This is a genomic window from Streptomyces sp. NPDC002104, assembly GCF_053593795.1.
In genome coordinates, this window is record NZ_JBSFDF010000098.1 from 1 (window position 1) to 12,540 (window position 12,540).

The 12,540-nt window shown below is 71.3% G+C and carries 7 protein-coding genes; 3 read left to right on the top strand and 4 right to left on the bottom strand.

All coding sequences use genetic code 11. The features are described 5' to 3' along the window. Positions 1 to 105 precede the first annotated feature (105 nt). Positions 106 to 2,880, bottom strand: a complete 2,775-nt coding sequence (locus ACWCP2_RS37565; protein WP_450913025.1) for a LamG-like jellyroll fold domain-containing protein — start codon at positions 2,878 to 2,880, stop codon at positions 106 to 108. A gap of 252 nt (positions 2,881 to 3,132) precedes the next feature. After that, complete coding sequence (gene gmd / locus ACWCP2_RS37570; protein WP_450913026.1) at positions 3,133 to 4,146, bottom strand: GDP-mannose 4,6-dehydratase; 1,014 nt, start codon at positions 4,144 to 4,146, stop codon at positions 3,133 to 3,135. A gap of 610 nt (positions 4,147 to 4,756) precedes the next feature. Here gmd and ACWCP2_RS37575 point away from each other — a divergent pair. Further along, entirely contained in the window at positions 4,757 to 5,725 is a 969-nt protein-coding gene (locus tag ACWCP2_RS37575) for a GDP-L-fucose synthase family protein (RefSeq protein ID WP_450913027.1), read from the top strand. 39 nt (positions 5,726 to 5,764) lie between these two features. On the opposite strand, the gene ACWCP2_RS37580 is transcribed toward ACWCP2_RS37575, so the two are convergent. Continuing rightward, positions 5,765 to 7,240 (bottom strand): sugar transferase, encoded by a 1,476-nt coding sequence (locus ACWCP2_RS37580; RefSeq protein ID WP_450913028.1) that lies wholly within the window; start codon positions 7,238 to 7,240, stop codon positions 5,765 to 5,767. Positions 7,241 to 7,621: 381 nt separating this feature from the next. On the opposite strand from ACWCP2_RS37580, the gene ACWCP2_RS37585 reads away from it, so the two are divergent. After that, positions 7,622 to 9,889 (top strand): M4 family metallopeptidase, encoded by a 2,268-nt coding sequence (locus tag ACWCP2_RS37585; RefSeq protein ID WP_450913029.1) that lies wholly within the window; start codon positions 7,622 to 7,624, stop codon positions 9,887 to 9,889. 223 nt (positions 9,890 to 10,112) lie between these two features. Continuing rightward, positions 10,113 to 11,582: a nitronate monooxygenase gene (locus ACWCP2_RS37590; RefSeq protein ID WP_450913030.1), complete on the top strand. Its 1,470-nt coding sequence runs from the start codon at positions 10,113 to 10,115 to the stop codon at positions 11,580 to 11,582. A gap of 80 nt (positions 11,583 to 11,662) precedes the next feature. Here the strand turns inward: ACWCP2_RS37590 and ACWCP2_RS37595 are convergent, their stop codons facing one another. Continuing rightward, entirely contained in the window at positions 11,663 to 12,223 is a 561-nt protein-coding gene (locus ACWCP2_RS37595; protein ID WP_450913031.1) for a hypothetical protein, read from the bottom strand. Between the last annotated feature and the right edge of the window lie 317 nt (positions 12,224 to 12,540).

Consider the following 12,540-nt stretch of genomic DNA (forward strand, 5'->3'; position numbering starts at 1 on the left):
GTGGACGCCGAAGGCCCGGCCCCGCTCCTCGGGCGCGGCGGCCAGGGAGATCAGGGCGTCGCGCGGGGCGGTGCGCAGGGCCGGGCCCCGTACTCCGTCAAGCGGTTACTTCGCGCCGAAGGTGAGGGTCAGCTGCGGCTTGGCGTCCACGGCCGTGGACTCCGAGGACCAGATCCACAGCGGGTCGGTGCCCGTGCTCGTCAGGCCCAGGCTGTAGCTGCTGCCCAGCACCGCGGAGAGCGCGGCGGTGTCCAGCGGCGTGCTCTGGACCGCCGAACCGTCCGGCACGCCCGCGAACGAGCCGACCGGGGTGGTGCCCAGGGTGGGCTTGCTCTTGAAGGTCGTTCCCGCACCGCTCCAGGTACCGGTGACCGGGACCACCGAGACGGTGTCGGCGGTGCCGGCGCTCGCCGCGGTCGTGGTCTTGACCTGGAGGGACGCCGACTTCAGCACCGTGCCGGCCGGAGCGGCCGGGATGTCGAAGCGCAGGTACGTCTCGTAGGCACCGGTACCGCGGACGGCCAGCGAGGTGGACGTGCCGTAGGCGGTGCTGGGGGCGCCCTGGTTGATGTAGGTGTCCTCGGTCGCGGTGACCTTGGAGACCGTGTCGGTGGCGGCCTTCGCCAGGGTGTAGTGGTTCTTGACCTGGGTCTCGGTCAGCACCTTCGGGTAGACGGCCGTCTCGTCGATCTGGCCGGCGAAGAAGTTGCTGGTCGGCCGGGAGGACCAGCCGGCGAGGTTGTCGCCGCCGACGTGCCAGTAGCCCTCGATGGCCTGGGAGCCGGTGGTGCCGTTGGAGTCCTTGGCCTTGCCGTCCACGTACAGCGCCATGCCGGAGGGGCCCTGGGTGGCGACGACGTGGTGCCACTTGTTGTCGTTGAACGTGTCGAACAGGCCGGTGGAGACGGTCTTCGGCGAGCCCGGGTTGACCCCGAAGAAGATCCGGCCGGTGTTGGTCATGTAGATGTTCTTGTCGTACGCGCTGCTGTTGCGGTCCTGGTTGTTGCCGAAACCGATCAGCTTGCCGCCGCGCGTGGAGTTCGTCTTGAACCAGGTCTCCAGCGTGTAGCTGCTGCCGACCGTCTGGCGGTGGTCGCTGTACACCTGCTGGCTGGTGCCGTTGAAGCCCATGGCCGTGCTGGCGCCGGTGACCGCGCCGGGCGTCTGGCGCAGCGCCGGGGCGTTGAGCTGGATGCCGCTGGTGTTGCCGGAGACCGAGGAGTCGGCCACGTACGGGCTGACGACGTCGTCGTAGCGCCAGTACAGGTTGGCGCCGTCCTCGCGGACCTGGTTCGGGTACGCGCTGACCGCGGTCGGGACCGAGACCGAGGTGGTGGCCGACAGGGCGCTGGTGTTGCCCGCCGCGTCGGTGGCGGTGACCCGGTAGCTGTAGGACGCGCCGGCCTTGACCGTGGTGTCCGTCCAGGAGGCCTGCTGGCGCAGCCACTCCAGGGAGCTCGCGCTGACGGTGGCGATCGGGGTCGCGGAGCCGTTGCGGTAGATGCGGTAGGTCAGCTTGCTGTCGTCCGCGTCGTAGCTGGCGCGCCAGCGGACCTGGACCTCGCCGGGCTTGACGCTGGAGACGCTGGAGACCGGGGTGGTCGGGGCGCCGACGTCGCCGGTGGAGGCGAAGCGGGTCAGGGCCTGCTGCTCCTTGCCGTTGATGAGGGTGAACTCACCGCCGACCCACATGTACTTGGTGGAGTCCTTCTCCGCGATGGCCATCACGCGCGGGCCGATGCCCTCGCCGAGGCCGTCGTTGGCGGTGGGGTGCCAGCCGAGCTTCGCCGGGCTGCGCACGAAGCCGTTCACGGCCGCGGGGGCCTCGCCGTTGGCCCAGTCGGTCAGCTGCGCCAGCAGGAAGTGGCGCTTGCCGTCGGGGTACTGGCCCTCGGAATTGCAGTTGTGCGCGTGCGAGGAGCTGTAGAGGACTCCGTCGTACGGCAGCACGGCCTGGGTGGCGCCCAGGCACTGGTCGCGCCACTTCTCGCTGTAGTCGGTGGCCAGCGCGACGCGGCCGTCGAAGCCGCCCGTGCCCTCGGCGCCGGTGTAGTAGCCCGTGGAGTCGGCCGTGATGGACTTGACGACCGACATCGAGGGGATGGTGCCGTACGTCTTGGCGACGGCTCCGGTGGTGGCGTTCACGACGGCGAGCGCGTGGCTCTGGGAGCCATTGACGGTGAAGAAGTCTCCGCCGATCAGGAGGTTCTTGCCGTCGTTGCTGATCTGGAGCGCACGGCCGGGCTCGTCGGCGTTGGCGACGAAGGGCAGAAGCGCACCGGAGGTGGCGTTGACCGCGGCGAACCGCTCACGGGTCGCGTTCTCGACGGTGCTGAAGTCCCCTGCCGCGTACAGGGTGCCGCCGTCGGTGACGGCGAGCGCGCGCACGGTGGAGGCGAACTTCGGGTGGAACGAGGCCTTGGGGGCGCAGGTCGCGATGTCGATGGCGGCGACGCTGTTGACCGGGATCCCGTTCACGGCGCCGAAGTAGCCGCCCGCGTACAGGGTCTTCTTGTCCTTCGAGACGGTGAGGGCGCGCACGGTGGCGCTGCCGTCGCCGATGGTGAAGGAGAGCTTGCAGGAGGTGGGGGCGCCCGTCGCCGCGTCGAGCGCGACGAAGTTCACGGCGTCCTGCTCGGCGCCGGCGCCGCCGGTGGGCGGGCGGACGGCCGAGAAGGTGCCGCCGGCGAAGACGGTGCCGTTGGCCTCGGCCATGGCCCAGACGATCCCGTTGGGCTGCCACGTCGGCAGGTTGTCGGCGGTGAAGGCCACCGGCTGCGTGATGGCCGACGCCTCGGGTATCAGCACCAGGCCTATCGCGGTGCCGGCACCGGCCAGTGACAGGGCGAGGGCAGCAGTCAGCCCTCTGGATCTACGCATGAGCCCCCCAGGGCAATTGCCCGGCTTGAATGGCTGGTTCGGCATCTATCGGATCAGCCATATGTACTGGCGCAGACTAGGGCTCACGCGAGGGCCTGGTCACCACGCTTGACCCATTGCATACCAACTTGGAATCAACGGGTCCGGTGTGGATGGAGCACTACGGACATACGGCAGATTTGACCCGGTCACACCCGCCGTTAGCTGCGCGAATGACCGGGACACGGCAAATCGTAGGCGAAATATAAGGCCTCAGCGGTCAATGCGGACGCCGGCGCCCGCCAGTTGGTCCTCGACCTGCCGGATATCGGAATCCACCATGATCCGGGCCAGTTCGGCCACCAGGACCGTCGGCTTCCAGCCGAGCAGATCGTGGGCCTTGGAGGCGTCGCCGATCAGGGCGTCGACCTCGCTGGGGCGCTCGTACTTGGGGTCGTAGCGCACGTGGTCGTTCCAGTCGAGACCGGCGTGGGTGAAGGAGGCCTCGACGAACTCGCGGACGGTGGCGGCGACGCCGGTGGCCACGACGTAGTCGGTGGGCTCGTCCTGCTGGAGCATCCGCCACATGGCGTCCACGTACTCCGGGGCGTAGCCCCAGTCGCGGACGGCGTCGAGGTTGCCGAGGTAGAGCTTCTCCTGGAGGCCGGCCTTGATCCGGGCGACCGCGCGGGTGATCTTGCGGGTCACGAAGGTCTCGCCGCGGCGCGGGGACTCGTGGTTGAAGAGGATCCCGTTGACGGCGAACATTCCGTAGGCCTCGCGGTAGTTCACCGTCGTCCAGTACGCGAACACCTTCGCGGCGCCGTACGGGCTGCGCGGGTGGAACGGGGTGGCCTCGTTCTGCGGGGGCGGGGTGGCGCCGAACATCTCCGAGGAGGAGGCCTGGTAGATACGGGTGTCCACGCCGCTGGCCCGGATCGCCTCCAGCAGGCGCAGGGCGCCGAGGCCGGTCACGTCGCCGGTGTAGAGCGGGGCGTCGAAGGAGACGCGGACGTGCGACTGGGCGCCGAGGTTGTAGACCTCGTCGGGGCGTATCTCGCGGAGCAGGTTCACCAGGGCGACGCCGTCGGAGAGGTCGGCGTGATGCAGCACGAAGGAACGGTTCGCCGTCTGCGGGTCCTGGTAGATGTGGTCGATCCGCTCCGTGTTGAAGCTGGAGGACCGCCGCACGAGCCCGTGCACCGTGTAGCCCTTGGAGAGCAGCAGCTCTGCGAGGTACGAGCCGTCCTGCCCGGTGACGCCGGTGATCAGCGCGGTCTTGCCCATTGGGTCCCCCTGGGGATCGTTGCGGTGCGGTCGTGGCTGCGCCCCGGGGTGCGGGCCGGAGCCGTTCGGTTCGGGGCGGACGCCCCGGGTGTGGCTCGGGGCGCGGCCCCGGCTGCGGTCCGGGATCACGCCTCGTCGTACGGGTCGGTGCGGGGCACCGGGTCCGGGTCGGGCTCGGACCCGGGATACGGGTCGGGCCCGGGCAGCGGATGCGGGTCCGGACCGGGAGTGCGGCCCGGAGCCGTGCCCCGGTCTTCGGGCCGGCCGCCGGATGCGGAGTGGGGCCGGGCCCGGAGTGCTGCGCGGTCCGCCGCCAGGGGGCTGGAGACGGGTACCGGATGGGTACCGTACACGCTCCGCCCGGAGCCCCTCCCGCCGGATCGGGCCCCCTCGCCCCCTTGCGGGGCGGTATGTACCGGCCTGGCCGGTGCCGCCCCAAATCCGCCTGCCCTGCGAGCCTTCCTGGTCCGGGCCGCACCGGCCCAGCCGTCCGGCGTTCGAGGACCGGGGCCGGGGCCGCCCCCGGAGTCGGGACCGGAGGGGCCGGCACCGGACCGGAGCCGGGGCTCCCCCGTGAAGCCGCGGACGGCGGACTGGCATCATCGGCGGTATGACAAGTTCGCCGTTCCTGCCCCCGAACGCCCGTGTCTTCGTCGCCGGTCACCGCGGCCTCGTGGGGTCCGCGGTCGTCCGCCGGCTCACCGCCGACGGGTACGAGGTGCTCACCCGCGGCCGCGCCGACCTCGACCTGCGCGATGCCGCCGCGACCGGGGCGTACCTGCGGGACGTCCGGCCCGACGCCGTCGTCCTGGCCGCCGCCAAGGTCGGCGGGATCATGGCCAACAGCACGTTCCCGGTGCAGTTCCTGGAGGACAACCTCAGGATCCAGCTGAGCGTCGTCGCCGGCGCGCACGCCGCGGAGGTCGGCCGGCTGCTGTTCCTCGGCTCCTCCTGCATCTACCCCAAGCTGGCCCCGCAGCCCATCAGCGAGGACGCCCTGCTGACGGGCCCGCTGGAGCCGACGAACGAGGCGTACGCCCTGGCGAAGATCGCCGGCATCGTGCAGGTCCAGTCGTACCGCAAGCAGTACGGGGCCTCGTACATCTCCGCGATGCCCACGAACCTCTACGGCCCGGGCGACAACTTCGACCTGGAGTCCTCGCACGTCCTGCCCGCCCTCATCCGCCGCTTCCACGAGGCCGCGGCCGAGGGGCGCGAGGAGGTCACGCTGTGGGGTTCGGGCACGCCCCGCCGGGAGTTCCTGCACGTGGACGACCTCGCCGCCGCCTGCGCCGTGCTGCTGCGCGAGTACGACGGCGCGGAGCCGGTGAACATCGGCTGCGGCGAGGACCTGACCATCAAGGCCCTCGCCGAGACCGTCGCCGAGGTGACGGGCTTCCGGGGCAGGCTCGCCTGGGACACCTCCAAGCCCGACGGGACGCCCCGCAAGCTGCTGGACGTGACCCGGCTGACCGGGCTCGGCTGGAAGCCCGCGGTACCGCTGCGCGAGGGCATCGCGTCCACCTACGCCTGGTGGCGCGAGCAGGGCGGCGCACAGGGCGGCGGCGCGCGGAGCTGATCCCGGCCGAGCCGGTCCCAAGCGGGCTTCCCCGGTGCCTCAGTACGCTCCGCGGCCGTCGACGACGGCGCGGAGCGTACGGCCCATCACGTCGACGTCACTGGTGAACGACCAGTTGTCCACGTACTGCAGGTCGAGCTGGATCGTTTCGTCCCACGAGAGGTCGGACCGCCCGCTGATCTGCCACAGCCCGGTCATCCCCGGCCGTACCGCGAGCCGGCGCAGTTCGACCTCGTCGTACTGCGCCACCTCCTCCGGAAGCGGCGGGCGCGGGCCGACCAGGGACATGTTGCCCGCCACCACATTGATCAGCTGGGGCAGTTCGTCCATGGACGTGCGGCGCAGCAGCCGGCCCACGCGGGTGACGCGGGGGTCGCGGCGCATCTTGAACATCAGGCCGTCGTTCTCGTTGGCCCCGGACAGCTCGGCCTTGCGCGCGTCGGCGTCCACGACCATCGTGCGGAACTTCCACATGACGAAGGGGACCCCGTCGCGGCCTATGCGCCGCTGCCGGTAGAAGGCCGGCCCGCGCGAGCCGAAGCGGATCGCCAGGACCATCGCGAGGAAGGCCGGGGACAGCAGGACCAGTCCGAGCGCCGCGCCCGCCCGGTCCAGTACGGACTTCAACAGGGGCTGCATGCCGCGGTTCACCGGCGGCGCCACCCGCAGTATGGCCAGGCCGCCCGCGGACAGGGTCTCCAGCCGCTTGACGGAGACCTCCACCAGTCCGGGGAAGACCGCCAGTTCGAGCCCGGCGTCGTGCAGGGCCCAGGAGATCCGGCGCAGCCGCTCCCCCGCCAGCCGGGCTCCCGGTGCGACGAGCACCAGGTCGGCGCGGTGGGTGGCGACGGCTCCGAGCACGGTGGCGGAGTCCCCGTTCGGGGTCTGCGCCATCGCGGAGCCGAGCCGCGCGGCCACGGGGACCCCGCTGTCCAGTCCGCCGGGGCCCACCGGGACCACGCCGACCACCACGTAGGGGTGGTCGGTGCGCGCGGCGAGGTGCCCGATGACGGACTCGGCCGCGGCGGGCTCGCCGACGACCAGCACCCGGCTCACCGCCTGGGCCTCGCGCCGGGCTGCGGAGAGGTGGCGGTAGGTCAGCTTGTGGCAGGCGACGGTGAGCAGCAGGGCGGGTACGAGGGCGCCGAGGGCGGACAGCCGGGGGGTGTTCTCCCCCGTGACCACGCGGGCCACGGCGAGCACACCGATGAGAATCAGCCAGTCGTGTACGACCGGCAGGACTCCCCGGGATTCGCCGAGCACGCGGCCCGCGTAGCGCCGGCGCACCAGCTGCACGCCGGTCCAGGCCAGGGCCGCGCCGAGCGCGCAGAACAGCGGCCTGGCCTGCTCGGCGGCGCCGAAGACCAGGCCGACGGGGACTCCCGCGCCGATCAGGTCCGCGGCTATCGCGGCAGGCAGGTACCAGCGGGCCTTGTCGCCGAGGCCCCGGGCCGGCAGAGCCGACAACCGGGCCGCACCGGCCACTCTTTGCACAGGTATATGGACATGCCTCATGGGCCCCCCTGGCACGTGGTCTTCAGACGGTGGCGCGAGTCCCCGGCTTCCCCAGGCAGCGGACATCAGACGCACCGGGAAACAGTACGACAAACGCCCGTACGTTAAATGCCGTTTCCGGGAACCGGACATCTTGTTGCCCAAGCGTTAGCGGCCGGGGGTCCGCGCTCCGCCTCCGGACGGCCTCTTTCTCATCCCAAAGTGAATGTTCCGCATACCGGATACGTCTCTTCGGACAACGAACGATTTCCGGCCAACCTTTTGACGCGGCCCTGACATCACGGCGCTCAAGTGACACTCTTCGACCGTTCTTCGCACCAGCCCGATCTGCCCGGAGGCCCACCCAGCCATCCGGAACCCCCCTTGCAGAAGGAGTCTGCGTTGAGTCCCACCCCCCAGCGGCGTGCCACCACGGCCGGCGCGCTTGTTGCCGCGGCCGCTCTCCTCGCCGTAGGCATCCAGACCGGAACAGCCACCGCCGACGCCACCGCGTCGAAGGCCGCATCGGTCGCCCAGGCCAACCCCGGCGCGGCGAACCGCGCACTCAGCGCTTCGGAGCGTGCGACGCTCCTGGCCGAGGCCAACTCCACCACCGCGCAGGCGGCCAAGGCCCTCGGCCTCGCCGGCTCGGAGAAGCTCATCGTCCGTGATGTGGTGCAGGACGCGGACGGCACCACGCACACCACGTACGAGCGGACCTACAACGGCATACCGGTGCTCGGCGGTGACCTCACCATCCACGCCAAGGACGGGGTCACCAAGAGCGTCACCAGGGCCACCAACGCGGACATCAAGGTCGCGGACACCACCGCCACCGTCACCCCGGCCTCGGCCGAGGGCGTGGCCGTGAAGTCCGCCAACGCGGCGGGTGCCAAGGACGCCAAGGCCGCCAAGGGCGCCCGCAAGGTGATCTGGGCCGCCGAGGGCGCCCCGGTCCTCGCCTACGAGACCGTCGTCGGCGGGCTCCAGCACGACGGCACCCCGAGCCAGCTGCACGTGGTCACCAACGCCAGGACCGGCGCGAAGATCACCTCGTGGCAGGCGATCGAGACCGGCATCGGCAACACGCTGTACAGCGGTCAGGTCACCCTGGGCACCTCCCAGTCGGGCAGCAACTACACGCTGACCGACGCCGGGCGAGGCGGCCACAAGACCTACGACCTCAACGGCGGGTCGAGCGGCACCGGCACCCTGTTCACCGCCACCAGCGACACCTGGGGCAACGGCGCGGCCTCCAACCGGCAGACCGCCGGGGCCGACGCCCACTACGGCGCCCAGCTGACGTGGGACTACTACAAGAACGTGCACGGCCGCAACGGCCTGCGCAACGACGGCGTGGCCCCGTACAGCCGGGTCCACTACGGCAACGCGTACGTGAACGCGTTCTGGGACGACTCCTGCTTCTGCATGACCTACGGCGACGGCTCCGGCAACACCAAGCCGCTGACCTCGATCGACGTGGCCGCGCACGAGATGACCCACGGCCTGACCTCGGTCACCGGCAACATGACCTACTCGGGCGAGCCCGGCGGCCTGAACGAGGCGACCTCCGACATCATGGCGGCGGCCGTCGAGTTCAACGCCAACAACGCCCAGGACGTCGGCGACTACCTGGTCGGCGAGAAGATCAACATCAACGGCAACGGCACCCCGCTGCGCTACATGGACAAGCCGAGCAAGGACGGCAGCTCCAAGGACGCGTGGTACTCGGGCATCGGCTCCATCGACGTCCACTACTCCTCGGGTCCGGCCAACCACGTCTACTACCTGATGTCCGAGGGCTCCGGCGCCAAGGTCGTCAACGGCGTCAGCTACGACTCGCCGACCTCGGACGGCCTGCCGGTCACCGCGATCGGCCGTGACGCGGCGTCCAAGATCTGGTTCCGCGCGCTGACCACCGGTCTGTTCAAGTCGAACACCAACTACGCGGCCGCCCGTACCGCCACCCTGCAGGCCGCCGCCGACCTGTACGGCGCCGGTTCGACCACGTACAACAACGTGGCCAACGCCTGGGCCGGCATCAATGTCGGTCCGCGCATCGTGAGCGGTGTCACGGTCACCAACCCCGGTAACCAGAACACCATCACGGGCAGCGCCGTCAGCCTCCAGGTCCAGGCCACCAGCACCAACGCGGGTGCCCTGAGCTACGCGGCCACGGGTCTGCCGACCGGTCTGTCGATCAACGCCTCGAACGGCCTGATCTCCGGGACCGCCTCCACCGCCGGCACGTACAACGTGACGGTCACGGTGACGGACTCCGCGAACAAGACCGGCACCGCGTCCTTCGTCTGGACGGTCGGCACCTCGCAGCAGACGGTCTTCGAGAACACGACCGACTACGCGATCGCCGACAACGCCACGGTCGAGTCCCCGATCGCGGTGAACCGCACGGGCAACGCCCCGGCGACGCTCAAGGTGGACGTCAACATCGTCCACACCTACGTCGGTGACCTGAAGGTCGACCTCGTCGCCCCCGACGGTTCCGTCTACAACCTGCGCAACCGCACCGGTGGCAGCGCGGACAACATCGTCCAGCAGTTCACGGTCAACGCCTCCTCCGAGGTCGCGGCCGGAACCTGGAAGCTCCGGGTGGCCGACCTGGCCAGCGCGGACACCGGCAAGATCGACAGCTGGAAGCTCACCTTCTGACCCCCACCGGGGCCGGGTGAACCAGAGCTGAACCGCTAGATCACGGGGCCGCCCGGGAGAAGACCTCCCCGGGCGGCCCTGTTCCATTGGCCCCCACGGGGCCGGGTCCACTTCCCCCCAGGGCCGGGACCTTTGGCGCCGTCCGGCGGGCGGCTGCGGCGTCATAGTGGAAATCAGCGAACCTACGGAACCGTAGGTTCGGGTGATTCCGAGGACGTGACCCATGCCGCAGACCCCCACGAACGCCGCCGCCGCGCAGCACCCCTGGCTCATCCAGGGCGGCATGGGCGTCGGAGTCTCCGGCTGGCGACTGGCCAAAGCCGTCTCCGGCGAGGGCCAGCTGGGCGTGGTCTCCGGCACGGCCCTGGACGTCGTACTGGCCCGCGTGCTGCAGACCGGCGACCTTGGCGGCCACGCCCGCCGCGCCCTGGCGGCCTTCCCGCTGCCGGAGCTGGCCCAGTCCGCCCTCGACCTCTACTTCCGCGCGGACGGCCTCGCGGACGGCGCGGCGATGCGCACCACCCCGCGGCTGCGGGCGACGGGCGGATCGCAGGCCGAGATCCTCACCGTCCTCGGCAACTTCGTCGAGGTCTGGCTCGCCAAGGAGGGACATGACGGTGTCATCGGCATCAACTACCTGGAGAAGATCCAGCTCGCCACGGCCCCCGCGATGTTCGGCGCGATCCTGGCAGGCGTCGACTACGTGCTCGTGGGCGCGGGAGTCCCCGGTCAGATCCCTGCCCTCGCCTCGAGGCTGGCGCGCTACGAACGCTGCGTGAGCCAGATCCACGTGGAGGGCGACGAAGAGCCCCTGAACCACCTCTTCGACCCCGCCGCCCTGCTCGCCGGGCACCTGCCCGGCCCGCTGCGCCGCCCCCACGTGCTGGCCATCGTCTCGCTCCCGGTGCTGGCCACCTACCTGGCCCGGGACGAGATCACCCGGCCCGACGGCTTCGTGATCGAGACCAGCCAGGCCGGCGGGCACAGCGCGCCGCCGCGCGGGCCGATGAAGCTCGACGAGGACGGCGAACCGGTCTACGGCCCGCGCGACCACCCCGACCTCGCCAAGATGGCGGCGCTCGGGCTGCCGTTCTGGCTCGCGGGCGGCCAGGCCAGCCCGCGGGCCGTGGCCGGGGCGCTCGCCGAGGGCGCGGCCGGGGTCCAGGTCGGCAGCGCCTTCGCCCTGTGCGAGGAGTCGGGCATGGCCCGCCACCTGCGCGAGGAGCTGCTGGACCGGGCCCACGCCGGCACCCTGTCGGTCCGCAACGACCCCGAGGCCTCCCCGACCTCCTTCCCGTTCAAGGTGGCGGACCTGGCGGGGACGGTCTCCGAGCCGGAGGTGTCCGAGGCCCGGCGCCGGGTCTGCGACCTCGGGTTCCTGCGCACGCCCGTACGGGGTCCGCGCGGTCTGGTCTACCGGTGCGCGGCCGAGCCGGTGGCGGCGTACGTCCGCAAGGGCGGCGCGGCCTCCGACACCAAGGGCCGCCAGTGCCTGTGCAACGGGCTGCTGGCCACGATCGGGCTGGCCCAGCGCCGGCCGCACGGCCGGGTGGAACCGCCGCTGGTGACGATCGGCAAGGACCTGTCGTTCCTCCCGGAGCTGGCCCCGAACGCCGAGCCGTACACGGCCGCGGACGTGGTGCACTGGCTCGCGGCGGGCGCTGCGGGCGCGGACCGGCCCGCCGGCCGCTGAGGATCCGCCGGACCCTGTGAAGGGGGACGGGTGAAGGGCCCGGCTCCCCCGCGGGAGCCGGGCCCTTCGCGTCCGCGGGATCAGCCGATGGAGCGGAAGACCGAGTCGAGGATGTGCGAGGTCCGGTCGGCCGGTGCGGCGGCGGCGCGCCCGCCCATGCTGCGGTCCTCGTCGTCGCGCCAGTCGTCACGGCGGTCGTCGCGGCCGTCGTCCTCGCGCCAGTCGTCGCGGCGGTCGTCGTCGCGCCCGTCGTGGCGGCCGCCGTGGTGGTGGTCGTCGTCGACCGGCTTGAAGTAGACGGAGGCCACCTCCGTGTTGCGCAGCCGCTCGCCCGGCTCCAGCTCCGCCTCCGGGACCCCGCCGCAGTTGCGGTTGCTGTAGACCACCGCGAGGGAATCGGTCTCGTTCGTCACCTCGAAGGCCGGGCGGTGCTCGGAGGTGTGCGTCAGCCGGTAGCAGGTGTCGTTGTCCGCCGGGCGGATCTGCCCGTGGCGGCGGTCGCCGTCGTCGTCGGTGTACCGGTAGTGCAGGGTTCCGAGGTGCTCGCGGTCGTCGTGGTCGTTGGCGTACGACAGCCCTGCGGCCGGCAGGACGAGCGCGAGGGCGCCCGTGAGCGCGATGGCGGTGGTGCGAAGACGCATGGGGGGGTCCGTTCCTCGGGTTCCTCGGGTTCCTCTGATGCCAGGTCCGGTCGGCATCCGCGGGCAGCGTAGGAGCGGACCGGCCCGAGGAAACGATTCGGCACGGCAGCGCGTTCGAAGGTTCACCCTCCCGGGCCCTCCTGGTCCCTCCCTGCGCCGGCCATGCGAACGCCCCGGATCCGCGCGGGATTCGGGGCGTGAGAAGAGGCCGGACGAGCCTGCGGGGCGCCGTACGGGGCTTCGCGCGAAGCCCCGTACGGCTAATGTTGCCGGTGGTCCACGCCTCTGTGTAGTTCCCCCACTCCCACGTGGTCGGC

Coding starts and splice junctions, on each gene's coding strand:
- ACWCP2_RS37575 (WP_450913027.1), top strand. CDS start 4,757: ATGACAAGTTCGCCGTTCCTGCCCCCGAACGCCCGTGTCTTCGTCGCC.
- gmd (WP_450913026.1), bottom strand. CDS start 4,146: ATGGGCAAGACCGCGCTGATCACCGGCGTCACCGGGCAGGACGGCTCG.
- ACWCP2_RS37565 (WP_450913025.1), bottom strand. CDS start 2,880: ATGCGTAGATCCAGAGGGCTGACTGCTGCCCTCGCCCTGTCACTGGCC.
- ACWCP2_RS37580 (WP_450913028.1), bottom strand. CDS start 7,240: ATGAGGCATGTCCATATACCTGTGCAAAGAGTGGCCGGTGCGGCCCGG.
- ACWCP2_RS37590 (WP_450913030.1), top strand. CDS start 10,113: ATGCCGCAGACCCCCACGAACGCCGCCGCCGCGCAGCACCCCTGGCTC.
- ACWCP2_RS37595 (WP_450913031.1), bottom strand. CDS start 12,223: ATGCGTCTTCGCACCACCGCCATCGCGCTCACGGGCGCCCTCGCGCTC.